The organism is Carboxylicivirga sp. M1479 (assembly GCF_007097485.1).
Lineage (GTDB): Bacteria > Bacteroidota > Bacteroidia > Bacteroidales > Marinilabiliaceae > Carboxylicivirga.
Genome location: NZ_VKDE01000004.1, coordinates 1 through 21,613, shown reverse-complemented (window position 1 = coordinate 21,613; position 21,613 = coordinate 1). Strand labels below are relative to the sequence as shown.

The window sequence follows — 21,613 nt, the reverse complement described above, 5'->3', positions numbered from 1 at the left end:
CCGGCTGACAGAACTGTTTCCGACAGGCTGTAATGACAACCGGGATAATATATAGATACTATTTATGAAAGCATAGTTTAACCAATGCCAATACCTCCGCCACCACAATTTGACGTTAAGGCAGGAATTGCTGTCATAGGATCAACTAAATTCCAATTATGGTCATAATACTCAGAACCATATTCTTCAGAAATACTGTTTTCAAGGAACGATTTAATCTCACACAATTGAACTGGACCATTAACACCAACTCGGTCTGGGTTTTGCATATAAATTGTTATGCCTGTTTGATAACCATAAGCTGTTAATGAAGTAAGAGCAGCTAAAGCATGAAAATCAGTTGTTTCATTAAGGCTTAATTCAATTATATGGGCGCTTGTTAATGCGGCAAAACCATTGATAACACATTCGCCTTCGTACTCCCAGTTCTCATCTTGTGTTTGTTTTCCAACAATAGCAAGGCGTGTATTATATCCCATTGTTTCAAGACTATTGAATCCATCAAATGACTTCATCTTATTGTCGATTATGATATCGCCGGATAAACTTGTTAATGCCTCAAAAACAAGCATTGAAGAAAGATTACCATTACCATTGATATCAATAGAACCTCCAACCGTTTCAACATTATTAAACGCATCAATTGCTGTAAATTGGTTTCCTGAAACTGTTACATCCCCAGCAATGCTAGTTAGGTTATTTGTCCATCCTAGTAGGTCAGACGAAGCAGTTGCTTTAAGGCTTGCAGAACCAATACCGATTCCACCGCCTCCACCTTCAGAAGGAGGATAAAGACCTTGTATTCTGATATTTCCACCAGACCAACCAACTGCCTTAATTTCTGTAAGGTTTGCAATTGAAATAGTCTCAATATCTCTTAAACCGTTTAAGATTAGATCTCCTACAACAACTTCATTTTCAATAGAAACAGAAGTAACACCCTCGAACTCTGCAATTTCAATATTACCACCTACAACGCCAAGGTTAACAGTAACAGATCCTGCAATTCCAATAATGGATGCATCCCCAGCTACATCAGTTGCAGATATATCAAATGAATTCCAACCAGCCCAATCGCCATTAATTTCCATTTCACCTACGAGATCAAGTGCCGAGAAGTCAACATCCTGCATACTGTAATTGTCCATCATGTACAATCCATCATAAACCAAAACTAAGGCAGGTGCACTAATTGATACCAACGATTCGTTATAGCCAATACCAAATTCACCACCAACACTAGCTAATTTTGCAAATGATACAGCGGCATTTTCATCACTCATCTCTGTTACAAATAAATCACCGGCAACAGTTTCAAGTAAAGGAATGCTTACTGTTACACCACCTTCTACACTCAGGTCTCCACCAATCATTAATAATTTGGCTAATTTAGCAACTTGCTCTTCATTGCTCACAACAACTTTACCTGTTACAATTTCAGCACCCTGAGCAACAAAAGCGTCATAATCAGAGTCGGTAACCAAGTTACCATAGAAAATAGCAGCCTTATTATCTTGTACAACTGTCTCTAAATCGGTAAGGTTGCCTAATAACTCTTCATAATCGCTATTTACATCGGTTTCAAGTGCTGTAATAGCAGCTTGCAATTCGGCAATTGCAGTTAATAAGGCGGCATCTTGTGCCTCTTCTAACTCTGTTACTTTATCATTAATGTCATCAATTTGGCCTTGCAGATCATCAATATCATCTCCAACACACCCTACAAATGATATTGTAAAAAATGCGATCATCAAAAGTGAAATAAACTTCATTTTCATAGTCTACTTTTTTTAATTAATAATTTGAATTTTTAATTCGAACTTCAGTAGACAAATCTATGTTTGAGTCTAATATTTGATGAATCACCACCCCCTCACATGTCTCATTGAGCAAAATGAGACATACAAACACCTCAACAAGTAAATTATAATCACCTGACAACCTTGTCTTTAACAAAGTTCAAACCACAACACAGACAGTATTTTGATTTTTTTAACAAAATTGGCTCAATGAAACGCCCAAGCTATTTAATTCTCAGAAAAGCTTATTGAATATGGGTATTCTGATATAAAATCTGATTTATAATCGAAATATTAATTTTTAGAATCTGGCAATTCGCTTGTGTATTCAGAAGGTGTTTTCCCGGTTATTTTCTTAAAAATTCGGTTAAAGGTAGCTTTGGAGTTAAAGCCAGCCATTTCTGCAAGGTGTGTTAAAGTATGGCTTTCATGAACACCCTTTTTCATTAGTTCAATTACTTCCTTGGTCCTATACTCATTAATCACATCGTAAAAAGTTTTCTTAAGTTCTGTGTTAAAAATGTCAGATATGCGATTTTTAGCAAGACCTGTTCCGCTTGCCAAATGTTGTAGGTTCAACGAAGTGTTCAAATAAGGTTTTTGGCTTTCTATAAAGTGAATCAATTTGTGCAAGTCAGCTTTATTCTTAATGGCCAGTTCTTCTAACTCTGATTTTGACATTCCCAAGTATTTTGTCAAACTCTTTAGTTCTTGTGCTTCAGAAAATAAATGCGGCTTTCTAAGAGTAAAATACCCCATCCAAATAGTTAAAATGGTTAATCCTAAATAATAGATATTAAATAAGTTGAATGGCACATCTATTCGTAACATATAAAAAATAGAACCAGAAACGCCTATCGACCATAGAAATACATTGGTTATTACAAATTGCTTTAACCAACTCACAGCATTGCGCTGCACTTTCGTCATTCTTCGTTCTCTAAAATATTGAAAATGATGCAAAATCCTCATTGAAAGAATCGTATATATAATTCCTTGAAGAATAATAACGATGTCATTAAGCTTAAAAAGCGTGTCGAGCCACGGTGTTGTATCCGCCACTAAAATCTTCACCTTAGCATCTCCTGATTGGAAGTAAAAAGGAGAGAATGCTATAAATCGTATAAGAAGAGGAACAAAGTGGATCCACATTTTTTTTAAGTTCCTTGCATCCTTATATAAGTAGGTTTTAATATATAAATACATCAATGGAAAAAACATCAAAATAAGCCCGGATGTTATTCCATACAAATGTGGGAATCGAGAATAAAATTCTATTGATTGCAATACAAAACTTAGCACTGTAATGGCCCAAGTAAATATTAGCACTCCTAATACTTTATTTGCAAAGAAATTTTTAGGATAGAACCACAAAAACAAGGACAATAAAAAAATTAATACTGTCCCAACTAGTAATACTAATTTAAAATATTCTTCAAAAACCATTAAAAATACGATTTTATAATTTCAAACAATGCAATTTGAATTATGTTTAGGTAGTCGGTTGCCAAATCCAATGCATAGCGAAAATACCGATTATAATTTAAATAACATTATCAATCCTCTTTCTAATTCTGGTCCTTACCTACTCTCCCATCCTCCTCCTAAAGCTTTGTAAAGGTACACCATCGAAATTAGTTCATCACGCCTCGCATTGTTAAGGCTAATTTCTGCATCTAAGAGGCTACGTTGTGCATCCAATAAATCTAGATAGTTAATAACGCCATTGAGGTATTGCAATAGGGCAAGTTTTTGGTAAGTGCGCGATGCAACTTCTAAGTTAGATTGTGCCACATATACTTCTTTAGCTTTGCGAACAGTCATTATGGCCGCGTTGGTTTCCTGAAAAGCGACTAAAACAGTGCGTTGATACGAGTATATTTGCTGTTCTAATAAGGCTTCTGAAACTTTTTGTCGAGCTTTTAGTTTTCCTCCCTGGAAAATTGGTGCCAAGATATCGCCAGCAATAAACCAATAAGGCGACTTTAACAATTCACCCAAATCGTCGTTTTCCCGACCAAAACTAGTAGTTAAGGCCAAACGTGGAAAGCGATTGGTGGTGGCCACTCCAACTTGTGCATTGGCAGCAATCAACTCCTGTTCAGCCTGGCGAATATCTGGTCGACGTTCTAATAAACGAGCAGGTAAACCTGCGGGCAAACTGTCTGGCATCTCTTGCAAATCCAGCTCAGTCCAGTTGTTTAATTTATTTTCATAGGTTCCCAATAACAAGGCTAATCTATTTTGCGATAAGCGAATTTTACGCTCCAGCACAGGCACAAAGGTCATTGTTTTGGCCAACTCAACCTCTGCCTGCTGAACCGATGTTTCGGATGTTAAACCACCTCTAAATCGTAAATCAGCCAAGCGAACACCCTCTTTCCGGGCATAAAGTGTTTGCTGAATAATATCCAATTCATCGTATTGCGCGATAAGGATAAAGTAAGTTTCTGCAACCTCAGCTACTATACTCATCTGCAAAGCTCGCTGTCCCTCCTTTGTTGCCAGATATTCGGCAATGGCGGCGTCTTTGCCCCAGCGGATATTGCCCCATAAATCGAGCTCCCAACTCAACGAGCCTTTCAATTCCAACTCGGGAGATATCTCCTCATTGTTGCCACCAAAGTTTTCCATTTCCTTTTCGGCATGAAAATCGGCTCCAATATGTGGGTATAAGTCGGCTGTTGCTATGCGTTTGGCCGCCATGTATTGTTTTAGCCGTGCACTGGCAATCAGCACATCTTTATTATTCTCTAATGCTACTGTAATAAGGTTCTGAAGTGTTGTATCGGTATAGATATCCCACCAGGCAATGTCATCAATGGTAGTCGAGTCAATACTCATCTCTTCCAATTTATCAGGAAGACCTAACTCTGGCCTGGTGTACTTCTTACCAATTTTACACGATGAATTACCAATTACCAAAAGCGTAATAACCGCAGTATATATGAAGAGTTTATTCTTAATTAATTTATACATCGCCCTATTTATTTTCGCTCTTGTTAAACCTAGCTTTTAATTTATACGTCACCACAAAAAAGAATGGAACCAACACAATTCCAACCGTTATGGCTACCAACATACCGAAAAATACTCCCGTCCCAATTGAGTGACGACCTGCTGAACCAGGGCCTGTAGCTAATACCATTGGTAACATACCCAATACAAAGGCCAATGAAGTCATTACAATTGGTCTAAAACGTAGCTTACCCGCCAATAATGCAGCCTGCACCACATCCATACCTTTGTCAACCTCAACTTTAGCAAATTCAACTATTAGTATCGCATTTTTGGCTGCCAAACCAATAAGCGTGACCAAGCCAATTTGAAAGTACACATCGTTTTCAAGCCCTGTTACCCAAATACCAGCAAAAGCGCCCAAAGCAGCAATTGGCAATGATAACAAAACAGCTACCGGAACTAACCAGCTTTCATATTGAGCCGCTAAAAATAAAAACACGAATAAGAAAACCAGGGCCATAATCATACCTGTTTGTCCACCTGCTTTTTTCTCCTGGTACGATAGTCCGCTCCAGTCTAAACCTATATTATCAGGCAAACGTTCATCTACTATCTGCTCCAATATTTCCATGGCCTCACCCGAACTGTATCCACTGGCTGGTGTACCGCGTATAATAGCCGATGAAAACATATTAAAACGATTGATATTTCCTGGCCCCGTTGTATAGCTCGAATTACCTAAAGCAGTTAAAGGCACCATGGCGTCGTCGGCACCCTTCACAAAGAAAAGACCCAAAGTGTTTTTATTGGCTCGGTATGGTGCTTCGGCCTGGATGTAAACCTTATAAATACGGTTAAACATATTGAAATCGTTCACATACACCGACCCTAAAAAGGCTTTCATGGTAGAAAATACATCAGCTAAAGGAATACCTAACAATTTCACCCTATCGCGGTTTACATCGAAATATAATTGTGGAATATCGGCTTGCAAAGCTGATGACACATTGCTCAGTTCTTTGCGTTGTGAAGCATAAAGCAATAAGGAATCGGTTGCATCCACTAAATTTTCCCAACTAGCACCCGACTTGGCTTGCAACTGTAGCTCAAAACCGCCTGATGTACCCAAACCTGGTATAACTGGTGGCTTGTTAAAGAAAAAACGTGCCTCTGGGATATTGCTTAAATCTTCTCTTGCTTTATCTATCACACTTTGCAAGCTTAGTTCATCATCCTCGCGCATACCCCAGGGTTTAAGGGTAATTGTTAGTTCTGCTCTGGACTGATTAGTGCCAACACGAGGGCTTCTACCTGCAATACTCTGCACATATTCAACGGCTTCTTGCTCTTGAAAATAATCAACCACCAAACTTGTTATAATGCGGGTTCTTTCCAGTGTAGCTCCTTCATTCAGTTCAATCTCAACCGTAAAAAAACCTTGATCTTCTTCGGGTATAAATGAAGTAGGAATAACGCGTGCCAGAATAAAGATAAACACCAATGCCATTCCAAACCCTGCTAACATACGTTTGGGGTTACCAACCGCCTTACCAAGAATATGCTGATACTTGCTATTACTAATATCTAACCATTTGTTTATAGTTCTGAAAATTACATTTTGCTTAGAGCCCCCTGGTCTAAGTATAATGGCACACATAGCTGGACTCAAAGTAAGGGCCACAATGGTTGATATTAATACAGAAACAACAATGGTAACGGAAAACTGACGATATAATTCACCTGTAATACCCGACAGAAAACTTACGGGCACAAATACAGCAGCCAACACCAGAGATGTAGCAATCAATGCACCTGATAAATCTTTCATTGCTTTGTGGGTTGCTTCACGGGCACCAACCTTGTCCTCTTCCATTATGCGCTCCACGTTTTCAACAACCACAATGGCATCATCCACCACAATTCCAATGGCCAAAATAAGCCCTAAGAGGGTTAACATGTTTAATGAAAAACCCATGGCCATCATAAAACCAAAGGTTCCAATTAATGAAATTGGCACTGCAATTACTGGTATAACTGTAGCTCTCCAATTTTGGAGCGAAAGAAAAACCACAATCACAACCAAGAGCAATGCTTGAAATAGGGTTACATATACCTCTTTAATCGACTCCTTGATGTAATCAGTCATATCAAAAGGAATCAGATAGTCTAATCCTTCGGGGAAGTTACGGCTGATATCACTTATGGCGGCACGTACATTTTCAGCCACCTCAACAGCATTAGCCCCAGGTAGCAAATAAATGGCCAACATCGCAGCGTTTCCATTATTAATACCACTTTCCTGTGTATAGGACGATGCCTCCAAGGATACTCGTGCCACATCGCGCATGCGGATAATTGTTCCATCGGTATTGGCTCTCACAACAATCTGCTCAAACTCAGCTGCCGTTTCCAAACGCCCTTTTGTGGAAATGGGCATGGTTACATCGATGGCATTCATCGGTTGTAAGCCTAACTCTCCAGCTGCCGACTCGCGGTTTTGATCTTTTAAAGCATCCTGCAAATCTTTAACCGTTAAGCCAAAGCTGGCCAGGCGATCGGGCATCACCCAAATTCGCATACCGTAATATCGACTTCCTCTGTTAGAAACGCGTCCAACCCCAGGTATCCGGCGCAGCACATCAAGCACATTGATTGTTGCGAAGTTACTTAGGTAGATCTCATCGAACTTGGGATCTTCGGATACTAGACACAAGGTCATTAATTGGCTAGATGATTGCTTTTCAACGGCTAGTCCATTTTGCACCACCTCGGCAGGCAAACGTGATTCGGCCAGCTTAACACGGTTTTGAATCTCCACAGCTGCTAAATCAGGGTCAGTACCCACATCAAAAGTAACGTTGACCGATATACTGCCTGAATTGGAACTACTTGATTCCATGTAGATCATGCCCGGTGTTCCGTTTAATTCCTGCTCAATTGGCGTTGACACCGCTTCAGAAACAGTAACGGCACTGGCTCCGGGATAAGAGCCACTTATTTTTACAACAGGGGGCGATATTTTCGGGTATTGGTCAATTGGTAAAAACAATAAACCAATAACACCTAAAAGAACAATAAAAATGGATATAACGGACGAAAAGACCGGTCTTTCAATAAAAAATCCTGGTTTCATTATTTCAAATTTAATCCGTTAATACTGATGCTGGAACAGCTTTCACTTTAATACCAGGATTCAACTTTTGCTGGCCTTCGATTATTATCTGTTCTGTTGATCCCAAACCACGCTCAACAACAATTGAATTATCAATTTCAGCGCCTGTTTCTACAAAGCGTTTCTCGGCAACACTATCCTGACGCATCACATAAATAAAGCTACCGCCTTTTTCAATGATGAGGGACTTACGCGGAACAACAATGGCATCTTCAATTACATCCAATAAGAATTTGACCTTGGTAAACTGACCTGGCAGAAGCACCTGGTTAGGATTGGCCAGCTCGGCCCTCACACCAAAAGTACCTGTTTTAGGGTCGACCTGTGGATCGGCAAAATCAACAATTCCCTCAAGCGGATACTCAGTATTATCAGCCAATGTTACTTTGACCGTTGGCTGCCACGAGCGTGTACTATCAGTTTTTCCAATTTCAACATTTCGTTCTTTGCTGCGCAAGTAATCTAAGGCTGTCATTTTAAAATCAACCAGTACCGTATCGCTTTGTACAACAGTTGCCAGTAAAGAACTATTACCAGGACCAACCAGGGCACCAATATCCACATAACGCTCACTAATATTACCATGTAACGGCGATCGTACAGTTGTAAAATCCAACTCTAACTGATATTGTGCCAAATCAGCTTTACTCATGGCCACATTGGCCTCAGCACTTTCAAAAGCCGCTACAGCATTGTCTAAATCCAATTGGCTGGCTGCATTTTGCTCATATAGCGGCTGCAGTCGTTCTACATCACGCTGAGCCTTATTTAGTGAGGCAACATCTCTCTTCAACTGAGCTTGAGCCTTATCTAGTCGAGCCCTGTATTGCGCCTGATCAATCAAAAATAATACTTCGCCCTGCTCCACTCGCTTACCTTCATCAAACATCATTTTTTGAAGATAGCCTTCAACTCGAGCACGCACTTCTACATATCGATAAGCTCTAATGCGCCCTACATACTCTCCATACAGTTTAACATTATCTTTTTGAACAGGCGTTACAACAACCGAAGGATAAACAGGTTTATCTTCTTTTTTGCATGCAGTTATTCCAATTGCAAGTAGGCAGAACAGCCACAGTTTTCTATAAGTCATAGTTGTTTAGGTTATCAGCTAATACAGTCTAAAAATACTGTTTTAGATAATACAAATAACAACACGTTTAAAAATTGTCGCTAATCAAACAAAAAAAAGTTTTTATACCTGAAATAATTACACCAATTTAGGGGCGCCCACCTCGTAAGGATTGTTAGGATTGTTACTCCACTCAAACCAGCCTCCATCGTAAACCGATACACGAGGCCATCCCATTAACCAGGCATTAAAAAAAGCTTCACTACCACGCCAACCTGTACCACAATAAAAAGCCAAATGTTTGTCGGGTATAATATTTACTTCTTGCCAAATCGCTTCCACTTCCTGAGCTTCCCTAACTGTGTGATCGACATTTCTGTAATTCTCCATGTGATAGGCATCTGTACCGCAGTTACCAAAAATAGCTCCAGGTATTCGCCCGGTTTTCTCTATATAGTTGTAGCCACTTACTTCCCCAATAAATTCAGGCCACGAGCGCACAGAAACCAAATCTGCATTGTCAGAAGCCAGCATCTCTTTTGCTTCATCCGTATCAACAAATAGCTCAGGATACTGGGGTATTTCAACACCAAAGTCCAATACAGCCTGTTTTGCCACATCATTGGTAGAAATAGGCAAGCCAGCATCTTTCCAGCTCTGAAAGCCACCGTTTAAAACACGTACATCTTTTACGCCAGCGTACAACATTATGGCAGCACAACGTATGGCTCCTAAATGGCCGGCAGCACTACCTGGGAAATCGCTATCGTTATCAGGGTGCATGTACTTACCATACAACACAACGGTTGAATTGGCTGTAATGCCATGATGTTCAAATGCTAATTTTAATTCCTCAGGACTACGTCTATTCCAGGTCTCAGGCGATTCAAGCGCAAGCGTATCCATATCAATTGCGCCAGGAATATGCCCACTTAGATAAGCATCCCTGTTGCGATAATGAGCATGAACAACAACCACGCGTTCTATTGTAGTTCCCTCAGATGAACCATCATTGATAATAGAATTTAACCACTGCGGATAAACCAAACGATCGAACCTCTTTAAGGTTTCAAGTGGCAAACCTCCCTCTATCCATTCATCAATAAATTCATGATACACATAAACATCTTCGTATTCACCTTTTACAAACAACTCGGCGACTTCCGCTACCTCTTTCTCATCGTAACCATAAATTACAAGGGAATGATGAGGCGCAATATCTTTATGCCGAACAACTTCAATCCAATCCATATAATGAGTCCATTTGTGTGGCAATGATTTAGCGTTAGGAATATGTCCACCAGCGGATTCATTCTTCATCGGCCAGCCGTTATAGGCATCAACAGGACGCGTATCAATTAAACGCACATTTTCAATATAAAGTAGTTCTTGTAGTTGTTTGGTCGTCAGTTTTTTTATCATCACTCTTAACTTGTTGTTTTACCAATCAATATCGGAGTAAAATCCTTAAGTATCAATGCCTAAAGAAGCAAAAATTAAAATTATGAATTTACACCAAAAAATGCACACTCAAAATGTAACCTTATAGGGTTAGGTATGTATACTTTTATTACACATCTGAAATACTTTAATGAAACAATCATATATCAAATCAATAGTCAGCAGTAACTTGGCATTTGTATATCTCATATACATTTTAAGTGCTTGCAGTTTATGTATCGCACCAAAACAGTTCCATTTCCTCATCAACCTATTATCGCTATTACCTTTGATTTGGATTACGTGGAAGAAGAATATCCTGGTAAGTTTACTTCTGCTCAGTTTGCTTTACATACCACAAATTACGTTTGGACTTGTTGACACAAAGCACTTCTCGAGTGACATTTATATTCTTTTTCTTTTTTCGGTTTTGCTCAATGTGAGCATTAATGCCATAAGAAAACACAATATTCAATACCACGAACAGCATTACAGGTATAAAACGCTATTTGATAACTCGATAGATGGAATTTGCTTACTGGATGATAACAAAAATATTATAGATGCGAATATATCTATTGCTACAATGTTCAAATACCCTTTGAAAGAACTAATTGGCATGAACGTACATCAACTAATCCATCCTGATGATACTTCTAATTCTACCGAGTTTTTTAAAAAATTGGGCACCGATGGTTATTATCGTAAATTTGAGGGGAGAGTAATATGTAAAGACCAAAGTGTTATTTGGATACAGGTTAACTCTACCAGTTTTTCGAACAATTTGATTCCCTCAGGTTCACTGGATATTATACGAGATATTACTGAACGAAAAGAAAAAGAGAATTTAATAAAACATCAAACCCACCTGCTTCAGCAACTTAACCAAACCAAAGATCGCTTTTTCTCCATTATTGCACATGATTTACGTAGTCCTTTCCAGGGAATTATGGGTTTAAATGATTTGTTAATTAGTGAATTTGATATCCGGAACAACGACGATAACAAAGAACTCATTAAGCTTGTACATAAACAGAGTCGTAATTACTATGGTTTACTCGAAACATTACTACAATGGTCGTCCTTACAAACAAACCGAACGACTTTTAAACCAGAAAAGCATGCACTCAATAAACTAATTGAAGAGCAAGTAGAACTGGTTAAACCCATGTTGGACATGAAAAACATCGCTATTTCATCACAGATAGCCGGCGATCATTGCTTTGTAATGGCTGATAAAAACATGATTACTTCTACGCTGAGAAACCTCCTATCCAACGCTTTAAAATACACTCCTAATTATGGCGAGATATCCGTAAGCAGCGAGTTGGATAAGGCCTCCAATGTGGTAAAAATCAAAGTAAGTGACAATGGTGTTGGTATGGCCCCTGAGGTTAAGACTCATTTATTTAAATTGGACAAGCTACAGTCAACAAAAGGAATTATGGGAGAATCGGGTCATGGATTGGGCCTAATCCTTTGCAAAGAATATATTGAAAAGCACGGTTTTAGTTTGGAAGTAGAAAGCGAAGTATATAAAGGAACAACCCTGAGTTTTAAGCTTGAGCTAGCCAATTAATTATTATCCTTTAATAAAAAACTACGTACTTTTATGTGTTATGAAATCAGCTACTAATTATTCTTAGACAGGTGCAATATTGCTAGCTAGTTTCATCCCGATAAATCGGGACAAGTAGTGGCAAAAAACAAAATTTAAACAGATGAAAGTACTCATATTCTACACCAACAACTTCTCATACTCTCCCTCTGAAAAAAATCTGGACGATGCACCTCCCCCTGGTGAAGCTAAATCTTTTTCAGATTGCCTGCTTGTTTTTATTCAGGTTGAAAAAAGTGATGAAGAGAAAGATGTAAGAAGTCGTGAGAAAAAATTGGTGAACCATTTAAAATGGGCATCCCGCAAAAATAACAACACAAATATTGTACTGCACTCTTTTGCTCACTTATCTGATTCTAAGGCATCGGTAAGTTTTACAAAACAACTGTTTGACGAAGCGCAAACACGACTTCAAAACGCCAACTTTACGGTCAACCAAACTCCTTTCGGCTATTTTTTAGACCTAAAAATTGATGCTCCCGGTTTTTCACTGGCTCGCATTTGGGCCGAGCTTTAATGCTTAAAACAAAGAGTTGATGATAGTATCGAATAGTATATTTTCTCAATACACCATTTATATTATCGAAATCACCCCGCATTTATCCGTTTTCATCCTATTTTAACACAACCCTAAAGCCTAAAAATGTACTTTTGATCTTTGGAGAGATTAAATAAGGATGATTCATGCATCCTTTAGATAATTATGCTGTCATTACAGCAAAAGAAAACCTAATACATTTTAACCCAAATTGAATTCATGCATTACACACATAAAATTGGGCTGCTTATAAGCTTCTTATGTTTTTTCGTAATTAGCTCTAATGCACAAAACAAGCACACTATTAGCGGAGAAGTGCTAGATGCAGCAACTGGCGAGGCATTAATAGGAGTAACCGTTTACACAGCCGATAAAACCGTAGGCACCATGACCAACACCTATGGCTTTTACTCACTTACCTTACCAGCTAAAGAACAAACCATCTATTACAGTTTTGTAGGTTATCAAACTCAAAAAAGGGAAATTAAACTTACAAGCAATCAAAACATTAAAATTGAGCTAGTAGTAAACAAAACCGCACTAAACGAGGTGGTTATTAGTGCTGAGAAAAAAGATAAAAACATTACTTCAAGCCAAATGTCGGGTGAAAAGCTAGACATGAAAACCATTGACAAACTACCAGTTTTATTCGGTGAACGTGATGTGCTAAAAACAATACAACTGCTTCCGGGTATTAGTACGGTCTCAGAAGGTGGCAATGGTTTTAGCGTAAGAGGTGGTTCAATCGATCAAAACCTGATTTTATTGGATGAAGCACCCGTTTATAGCGCATCTCACTTGATGGGATTCTTCTCGGTTTTTAATTCTGATGCGATTAAAGGCATGACGGTTTATAAAAGTGGTATACCTGCCAATTATGGTGGCCGCGCAGCATCGGTACTTGACATTACTATGCGCGATGGCAATATGAAAACATTTCAGGGTTCAGGAGGAATAGGTTTATTAGCCTCACGCTTGACATTGGAAGGGCCTATTATCAAAGATAAAATGTCATTCATCGTATCTGGCCGACGCAGCTATGCCGACTTAATGGCCAAAGCAGCTAACCAGGTTAGTGGTGATACCAAAATGTATTTCTACGACTTAAACGCTAAATTAAACTATAAAATAAACGACAATAACCGACTCTATTTATCGGGTTACTTTGGCAAAGATGATTTTGGCTTTGAAGATTTAGGCATGGATTGGGGAAATACGACTGCCACACTTCGATGGAATCATCTTTTTAGTTCACAGTTATTTTCAAACACAACAGCCTTATACAGCGAGTATGATTACGGTTTTAACTTTGGAGATAATGGAAGTATGTCATCGGGCATTAAAGATGTTAGCTTAAAACAAGATTTTACCTGGTATGCCAACCCTCAGAATACCACAAAATTTGGTTTTAACACCACTTATCACACATTTTACCCAGGTGAGTTTTTGTTTGAAGACAATTCTATATCAGATATTAAAATTCCTGAGAAACAAGCATTAGAAACATCTGTTTATGCCAGCAATGAGCAGAAACTAAATCAAAAATTAGTGTTTGATTATGGTTTAAGGCTATCAATGTTTAATCAGTTTGGCCCGGGAGAAAACGTTACTTACAACTCGAACAATAACATCATTAACGAAGAATTATATGGTAAAGGCGAAGTAATGCAAAGTTACTACGGTTTTGAACCTCGCTTGGGCATAAACTACCTAATGAACAGCAAAAGCTCTCTGAAGCTTTCGTACAACCGCATGGTGCAGTATTTACACCTAATGTCGAACAGCACATCGGGTCAACCAACTGATACCTGGATGCCGAGTACATTTAATATTGAACCAACCACAGTTAACCAGTATTCTGTTGGTTTTTTCCGCAATTTCATGGATAACAGTTTTGAGTTTTCAATAGAGTCGTACTACAAAACCATGAATAACATTAGTGATTATAAGGATGGCACTCAGGTGATGCTGAATGAAGACATAGAATCCTACATTCTTCAGGGCGAAGGGCGAAGCTATGGCTTAGAGTTTTATCTTAAAAAGAAATACGGCGACTTTACTGGATGGATTAGTTACACACTTTCGAACACCGATAACAAAATTGAAGGTATCAATAATGGTGAATGGTACGATTCATCGTACGACAAAACACATGATGTATCAATTGTGAGTAGTTACCAATTTACGCCACGCGTATCCATTTCGGCCAATTGGATTTTTTATACTGGCAACGCCGTTACATTCCCGAGTGGTAAATACGATTTTGACGGTCATCAAGTCCCCTATTATACCGAACGCAATGGTTATCGCATGCCTAACTATCATCGTGTTGACCTTAATATTCATTTAGAGGGAAATAAAAACAAGCGCATTCAGTCAAGTTGGGATTTCTCGCTGTATAACTTATACAATAGGATGAATGCTTACACCATTAATTTTCGCGAAAGCGAGACAAACCCTAATGTAACAGAGGCTGTTAAACTAAGCCTATTTGGCATTGTTCCATCAGTAACATGGAACTTTAAATTCTAAACCTACAACCATGAAACAATATCTAATCAATAAAATCATGTTCTCATTTTCACTTTGTGTTCTTTTAGGTTCAATGCCATCGTGCGAAGAAGTGATCGATATTGACCTGAATGATTCTGATCCCAAATTATCAATCGATGGCAAGATAGAAATGGGGCAAACAGCACAAATACAGCTTTCATATACCACCGATTATTTTTCGGAAGAGGCCCCAAACTATGAAACAGATGCAATTGTAAACATTAAAGAACTGAATGGACGTGTGGAAACACTCATTCATCAAGGCAAGGGCTTATATACGGGCAACATTGTTATTGGCAGAGAAGGCTTTGAATATGAGTTGGAAATTAATGTTGATGACAAAACATACCTTGGCAAAAGCAGCATGTTAACACCAACCGAGATACTCAACATCGAGTATTTAGAATTTGACGGCTTTGGAGGTTCAGAGGAAGAAACTGAATACCAATTGCAGATAGTACTCAAAAATAATCCTTTGGAAGAAAACTACTACCTGCTGAAATACTACATAAATGGTTCAGATAAAGAAGATACCTATAGCGTATACTCCCATGAATTCTTTCCCAATGAGGAAACCATTGAATTTAGTCCAATGCGATTTATCTTTACCAAAGATGATGTGGTGACGGTTAAAGCCTACTCTATTGACGAAGGCACTTACGATTATTACTCACAGTTGGACGAAATTATTGATCCACACGGAGGAGGTAGTTCAACACCTTTTAACCCTGCATCTAATATGGGGCAAGATGTATTGGGCTATTTCAGAGCTTGGTCGTTTGATCAAAAAACGGTTCAGATTGAAGAAGAAGAATAAAAAATATTGCTGCCAGAAACCCGATTAGTTTCTGGCAGCTCTTAATTATTTTTTTGATGTGATAATAATGACACCATGCTCCGCTTTGTCTCCATATAGGGCTTTTGCAGATTGATCTTTGATGACAGAAATTGACTGTATATTATCAGAATCCAAATCATCCATTGAGCCTTCATATTCTTCACCATCCAGTAAGATATAAGGCTTATTTTCGCTTGTAGATCCTTTGATTCGAACACCCTCAGCCTTGCTTCCTTCCCGCACTAAAAGATCACCAACAGAAGCATCTGATTTTCTCATTGTTCCATAGCCAACTACCACAACTTCCTCAACTTTTTTATCCGATTTATCATCGATAATTACAGCAGAGTTTGAAACTTCTTCGCCATTTGCATCCATATTTTTGGTTGTTATTTCCACAACGCCAAATTTGGCTGCTTTCCCATATTTATCAATGGCTGCTTTATCTTTTAACACATTAACACTAGCCAGAGCAGCAGGATCAAGCTTTTCCATCTCTTCTTTGCTCACTTTTTTCCCATCAACGTAATACAACGATTTTTCCATTGCCTTTTCTGCTTTTCTAGCTGAAGATTTAGGTATAACAAAGTCGGTTGTATGTATTATAAAAGCTCCATTTTCAGGAACGGCATTAATAACCTTCACTTTATTACCAGCTGGTGATTTACCAATAGCCCTTACTTTATTTAAATCAAGTGCAGCAACCTCCGACCATGACACTTCTTTATTATCTATCACAAAAATTGGCTGATTACCTTTAGGTCCATTCATTAAAATATGTCCATCTGATGCCATCAATGAAAACTCTTCACCCTTGGAATTAGCAAGGTTTGTACTTTTACCTTCCCACTTACCTGATAAACTCTCCTTCTTCTGGGGACTCTTATTCTGCAAAATAAACTCCATATCAATTTGCAGTGTTTTACCGACTAAGCCTTTATCTGTAATTGTTGGCAACGCTTCGATAACACGAACAACCTCTTTATTTAGCAACTCCTCAAGTTCTGTTTTTGAACCTTTTGAATTACCGTTATTAACTTCATTTGTGGAATACGCTACAACCACAACCTTATCAAGCTTAACAGCCTTTGAGTTACTGCCAATTTTCACACCGCTAACGGTTCCTTTTTTGCTTATTTTAAAATTAGCAGTAACAATTCCTTCAATACCATTCTGCTGTGCCTCCAATGGATATTTAATAGTTTTGGCAACATGTTTTCTTAAATCCTCATTATTACTAATCTCGATAGAAACATTTGTATTGGACGTGGTTTTTTCGGGGTTGGTAAAAGCCAGTACGGCCAATATAATTAGTGGGGCAACTATTAAGCTTTTTCCCCATCCTATTAATCGATTTGTATTTTGTTTATTCATCATTACTAATCTTTTTTTAGTTAAACTTTGATTAAAGTTATTCACCAATTGCATCCTTGTACGGCCCTGTATTATATTGAGCAATGAGTACTGATATTCCTGAGGTTCAGTTGCTAATTGCACCATCGCGTTGTCAACACAATATTCATGGTTTTGGGCAATTAGGCGACGGAGCCACCAAACAAATGGGTTCCACCACTGAATAATCAATAAAAACTCAGACAGGGAAATATCAATTGAATGTAATTGAGCACAATGTGTACGCTCATGTTCCAAAATCATTTTGCCATCATCTTCTCTCTCTAAATGCTGCGGCATAAAAATGGTTCTGAAAAACGAAAAGGGGTTAATACCCTCATCCTTAAGTAATATAACTTTGTAATTTTTATAAGTACTCAGCTTTCCTTTATTTTTTAAACGGTTAATAAAAGCATAGCCATACAACAATCGTATTACTAAAAACAAGCTGACTAAAGCATAACAAACAGCAAATAAAACAGTCCAGTTAAAACTCGTTTCAACTACTTCAGGTGTAACTGCCATTGGTAAATCATGAATGATTAATGGCACGCCTGCAGCTTGAACTGGCACTTGAAACAAAAGATTTTTCAACCACAAAGGCATTGCCAATAATGGCATAATCCATGGTACAAATATGGTGGCCAATAGCCATACCCTATTGCGTTTAAAAAAACTATCGCGCGCCAAAATTGTCACATATATCAATACGGAAATGGCAATTATAGCGCCTGTCTTTAATTGTAGCTCAATAAATGTATCCATTAGTCCTGCTTTTTCTTTTCAATAATATCGATCAACTCTTTTAAATCCTCCACATTTAGCTTGTCCTCATTTACAAAAAATGATACAACGTTTTTGTAGGATGATTCAAAATAATCAGACACCACATTTTTAACAAATAACTTACGATATTCCTCTTTGGTAACAGCAGGATAGTATTCATGCGAATTTCCATAAGAATTGTGGGCTACATACCCTTTTTCTTCAAGGCCACGAATAATGGTACTGAAAGTATTGTAATGTGGCTTAGGCTCTGGATGTTGTTTCAATAAATCTTTCACAAACCCTTTACCTGCGTCCCACAATATTTTCATCACATCCTCTTCTCGCTTCGTTAATCGCTTTGTAATCATTATTTTTCTATTAATGTTATTGTACCATGAATGTATTGACTTTACAAATATAACTATTGAATTCGTTTTAACAACTATTTTTTTAGTTACGTAACGAGTTTTTTAGTTTGAAATGAAATACACATAAAAAAAGATGTTTTTATTATTCACATTCAAGCAAATAACGAAAACATCTTTTCTATACGTACTAAGCAAAAAGGCTTTAGCCAAACAAATTCTTTAACTCTGCTATCTGATCATTATTTAATTCATCCTTATTATTTAACATGGATGTTAAAACCGTCATTTTAGCAGCATTTTCCAGAACTTCTATGCGGTCAAAAGCCTGAAGCATGGAACTACCTACTGCCAATACACCATGGTTTTTCATTAAGATCACATTGCTTGTTTTAGAAACCAATGCAACCTTATCGGCCAACTTTTTGGAGCCGGGAGCACCGTATTCAGCCATGCCAGGCTGACCAAGTATGGTATATGCTTCAGCCAATAAATGTGTATTCACTTCCCGATCCATAGCTACAAACAAACTACCCATTGGGGCATGTGCATGCACAATTGCCTTCACATCAGGTCTTGTTTTGTAAATTGCCAAATGCATACCTGTTTCCATGCTTACTTTCAATGATGAATCAACAACTTTACCTTGCATCGTTACTATTGCAATACCCTTAGCTTTAATCTTTCCTTTATCGGTTTCTGATGCTGTGATGCCTATCAAGTCATCATCCAAGCGCATACTTATGTTTCCTCCCAATGAAGTGGTAAGTCCCTTTTTATACAAACGGCGCATCCATTTCGCTACTTCTTTTTTATCTTTTATCCAGGACTCCTTATGCATATCAACTTGTTTTGATCAAAAATAAGCATCTGCCAGCAAAAATTAATCAAAGAGTTAAAGATATTAGTCATATTTCAGACAAGTGCTTCTTTTATTCTATGGATAAATTATTAAAAACTATATTTTTGTTTTCCATGATTACGAAAGAACACAAACACTACATATTAATTGGACTTCTCTTATTGATCCACTTCATTGGCTTTGCTCAGGCAAATATTGAGTACGAAACAAGCAAACCTAAAGCGGGCGAAGGTCTTCATAGTTTTTTGCTGCGTCATAAACTTCCGCCAAAGGATTTTCAAGATACCTTCATTAAGCTCAACAAGGGAAAATTTGGCAAAAACCATTCGCTCCTAGCACATCAAACATACTTAATTCCGAAGTCGGAAATTGAATTATACGAACCGCTATATGGCACTGAGCGTGAACGCTTTCCTCTGGAATCAAAAGCGCTTAAAGGTACTGCTTTTTACTTGGTTGCAGGCCATGGAGGCCCTGATCCTGGAGCAATAGGAAAATATGGAAATCATGTACTGCACGAAGATGAGTATGCCTACGACATTACTCTTCGATTGGCCAAGAAACTTCAGGAAAATGGAGCAAATATTCATCTTGTTATTCAGGATGAGGATGATGGCATTCGCGATAATCAAATACTAAAACTTGACAACCACGAAACGTGTGGTAGCAAAACCATACCTCTTGATCAAAACAAGCGACTCAAGCAACGTACGCTTGAAGTCAATAAATTATACAAACAAGATACGGAAGCCTATCGTCGTTGCATCATCATCCATGTCGACAGTAGAAGTAAACGTAAGCAGATAGATGTATTTTTCTATCATCATAAAAAAAGTAAAACAGGCAAGAAAATGGCCACTCAGCTGCGCGATACGTTTGACGAGAAGTATAACCAACATCAACCATCACGGGGTTTTTCAGGTACGGTAAGCGATCGCAACCTATACCTTCTTCGCAACACTACGCCAGTATCTGTCTTTATCGAATTAGGCAATATTCAAAACTATCGCGATCAACAACGTTTTGTAAAAGCTGATAACCGACAAGCCTTGGCAAATTGGCTTTACGATGGAATAAAGAAAGATTTTGAAAGGAATAATAAGAAATAATCCTTATTTTTATCCTTTCGAAAGATTAACAATTAATCGAAACATAATTAAATAACTATACTAATGAAACCAACATTATTAATTTTAGCAGCAGGCATGGGCAGTCGATATGGCGGCTTAAAGCAAATGGATGAACTTGGTCCGCATGGCGAATCAATAATCGATTACTCGGTATATGATGCTATTCAGTCGGGCTTTGAAAAAGTGGTATTTGTTATTCGCGAATCGTTTGCCGACGCATTTAAAGCTCGTTTTGAGCCTAATCTGGCTGGTAGAATTAAAACCGAATATGTTTTTCAGGAGCTGAATGATTTGCCTGAGGGCTACTCACTACCTGAAGGACGTGAGAAACCTTGGGGAACAGGTCATGCTATTTTAATGGCCAAAGAGGTAATTAACGAGCCATTTGCTATTGTTAATGCTGATGACTTTTATGGCCGTGAAGCCTACAAGCAAGTATTTGATTTTGTTGCTCAAAGCACTGACAGCAATGAGTACGCAATGGTGGGTTATGCACTTAACAACACACTTTCGGAGCATGGTACGGTATCACGCGGCGTTTGTGAGGCTGATGAGAAAGGTAACTTAGTTAACATTACCGAGCGCACCAAAATAGGTTACGAGGGCGAAAAAATCTTCTTTTATGAGGAAGACAACAAAACTGAGCTAACAGGTAAAGAAGCTGTTTCGATGAATTTTTGGGCATTCAAACCAGAGTATTTTAAACATTTAGAAGCTGCCTTTATTGAGTTTTTGAAAGAAAAAGGAACAGAAATGAAATCTGAATTCTATTTCAATGCGGTAGTGGATAATATGATTAAAAAAGGAGAGGCTAGCACAAAAGTTATTCGCACTGATTCAAAATGGTTTGGCGTAACGTATAAGGAAGATAAACCTTTAGTGCAAGAGAAGTTAGACGAGTTAATCTCAAATGGTATCTACCCTAAAAAACTTTGGTAGACTAAAAGCATTTCAATATTTCAAAGAGGGTGTCCAAAAACGGATTCCCTCTTTTTTCGTTCATAATCAATTGATTACAGCTGAGTTAGTTTGTTCATGTGCCTGATATTTAGTATCTTAAAAGCATGAAACAAATCAATTTCAAGCCCTATAATCAAGGTCA

At 38.1% G+C, this 21,613-nt stretch carries 15 protein-coding genes; 6 read left to right on the top strand and 9 right to left on the bottom strand.

The window, feature by feature from the left end; genetic code table 11:
• Positions 1 to 77 precede the first annotated feature (77 nt).
• From FNN09_RS03805 to FNN09_RS03780, 6 genes are all read right to left on the bottom strand, one after another.
• Positions 78 to 1,778 carry a hypothetical protein gene (locus FNN09_RS03805; RefSeq protein WP_143300156.1) on the bottom strand — a complete coding sequence of 567 codons (1,701 nt, stop codon included), beginning with the start codon at positions 1,776 to 1,778 and terminating at the stop codon, positions 78 to 80.
• Between the two features lie 315 nt (positions 1,779 to 2,093).
• On the bottom strand, positions 2,094 to 2,951 hold the full coding sequence (locus FNN09_RS03800; protein ID WP_185968851.1) for an AraC family transcriptional regulator: 858 nt from the start codon (positions 2,949 to 2,951) through the stop codon (positions 2,094 to 2,096).
• Between the two features lie 429 nt (positions 2,952 to 3,380).
• Entirely contained in the window at positions 3,381 to 4,778 is a 1,398-nt protein-coding gene (locus tag FNN09_RS03795; RefSeq protein WP_143300154.1) for an efflux transporter outer membrane subunit, read from the bottom strand.
• 4 nt (positions 4,779 to 4,782) lie between these two features.
• Complete coding sequence (locus FNN09_RS03790; RefSeq protein ID WP_143300153.1) at positions 4,783 to 7,893, bottom strand: efflux RND transporter permease subunit; 3,111 nt, start codon at positions 7,891 to 7,893, stop codon at positions 4,783 to 4,785.
• A gap of 10 nt (positions 7,894 to 7,903) precedes the next feature.
• Positions 7,904 to 9,028 carry an efflux RND transporter periplasmic adaptor subunit gene (locus FNN09_RS03785; RefSeq protein WP_143300152.1) on the bottom strand — a complete coding sequence of 375 codons (1,125 nt, stop codon included), beginning with the start codon at positions 9,026 to 9,028 and terminating at the stop codon, positions 7,904 to 7,906.
• A gap of 117 nt (positions 9,029 to 9,145) precedes the next feature.
• Positions 9,146 to 10,429, bottom strand: a complete 1,284-nt coding sequence (locus tag FNN09_RS03780) for a rhodanese-like domain-containing protein (RefSeq protein WP_143300151.1) — start codon at positions 10,427 to 10,429, stop codon at positions 9,146 to 9,148.
• A gap of 307 nt (positions 10,430 to 10,736) precedes the next feature.
• Between FNN09_RS03780 and FNN09_RS03775 the strand changes: the two genes are divergently transcribed.
• From FNN09_RS03775 to FNN09_RS03760, 4 genes are all read left to right on the top strand, one after another.
• Complete coding sequence (locus FNN09_RS03775; RefSeq protein ID WP_185968850.1) at positions 10,737 to 12,026, top strand: PAS domain-containing sensor histidine kinase; 1,290 nt, start codon at positions 10,737 to 10,739, stop codon at positions 12,024 to 12,026.
• 142 nt (positions 12,027 to 12,168) lie between these two features.
• On the top strand, positions 12,169 to 12,582 hold the full coding sequence (locus FNN09_RS03770; RefSeq protein WP_143300149.1) for a threonyl-tRNA synthetase editing domain-containing protein: 414 nt from the start codon (positions 12,169 to 12,171) through the stop codon (positions 12,580 to 12,582).
• Between the two features lie 240 nt (positions 12,583 to 12,822).
• A complete protein-coding gene (locus FNN09_RS03765; RefSeq protein ID WP_143300148.1) occupies positions 12,823 to 15,135 on the top strand; it encodes a TonB-dependent receptor in 2,313 nt (770 codons plus the stop codon).
• Positions 15,136 to 15,145: 10 nt separating this feature from the next.
• Positions 15,146 to 15,973: a DUF4249 domain-containing protein gene (locus FNN09_RS03760; protein ID WP_143300147.1), complete on the top strand. Its 828-nt coding sequence runs from the start codon at positions 15,146 to 15,148 to the stop codon at positions 15,971 to 15,973.
• 45 nt (positions 15,974 to 16,018) lie between these two features.
• On the opposite strand, the gene FNN09_RS03755 is transcribed toward FNN09_RS03760, so the two are convergent.
• The 3 genes from FNN09_RS03755 to FNN09_RS03745 form a co-directional block, all read right to left on the bottom strand.
• Positions 16,019 to 18,151 carry a M56 family metallopeptidase gene (locus FNN09_RS03755; protein ID WP_143300146.1) on the bottom strand — a complete coding sequence of 711 codons (2,133 nt, stop codon included), beginning with the start codon at positions 18,149 to 18,151 and terminating at the stop codon, positions 16,019 to 16,021.
• Positions 18,151 to 18,522, bottom strand: coding sequence for a BlaI/MecI/CopY family transcriptional regulator (locus tag FNN09_RS03750; protein WP_143300145.1), 372 nt, complete (start codon positions 18,520 to 18,522; stop codon positions 18,151 to 18,153). The genes FNN09_RS03755 and FNN09_RS03750 overlap by 1 nt, the downstream gene beginning before the upstream one ends.
• A 202-nt stretch (positions 18,523 to 18,724) precedes the next feature.
• On the bottom strand, positions 18,725 to 19,360 hold the full coding sequence (locus tag FNN09_RS03745; RefSeq protein ID WP_143300144.1) for a class II aldolase/adducin family protein: 636 nt from the start codon (positions 19,358 to 19,360) through the stop codon (positions 18,725 to 18,727).
• A 134-nt stretch (positions 19,361 to 19,494) separates the two neighbouring features.
• On the opposite strand from FNN09_RS03745, the gene FNN09_RS03740 reads away from it, so the two are divergent.
• Both FNN09_RS03740 and FNN09_RS03735 read left to right on the top strand, forming a co-directional pair.
• Positions 19,495 to 20,490: an N-acetylmuramoyl-L-alanine amidase gene (locus tag FNN09_RS03740; RefSeq protein WP_221932413.1), complete on the top strand. Its 996-nt coding sequence runs from the start codon at positions 19,495 to 19,497 to the stop codon at positions 20,488 to 20,490.
• 63 nt (positions 20,491 to 20,553) lie between these two features.
• Complete coding sequence (locus FNN09_RS03735) at positions 20,554 to 21,450, top strand: sugar phosphate nucleotidyltransferase (protein WP_143300143.1); 897 nt, start codon at positions 20,554 to 20,556, stop codon at positions 21,448 to 21,450.
• Positions 21,451 to 21,613: the final 163 nt, after the last annotated feature.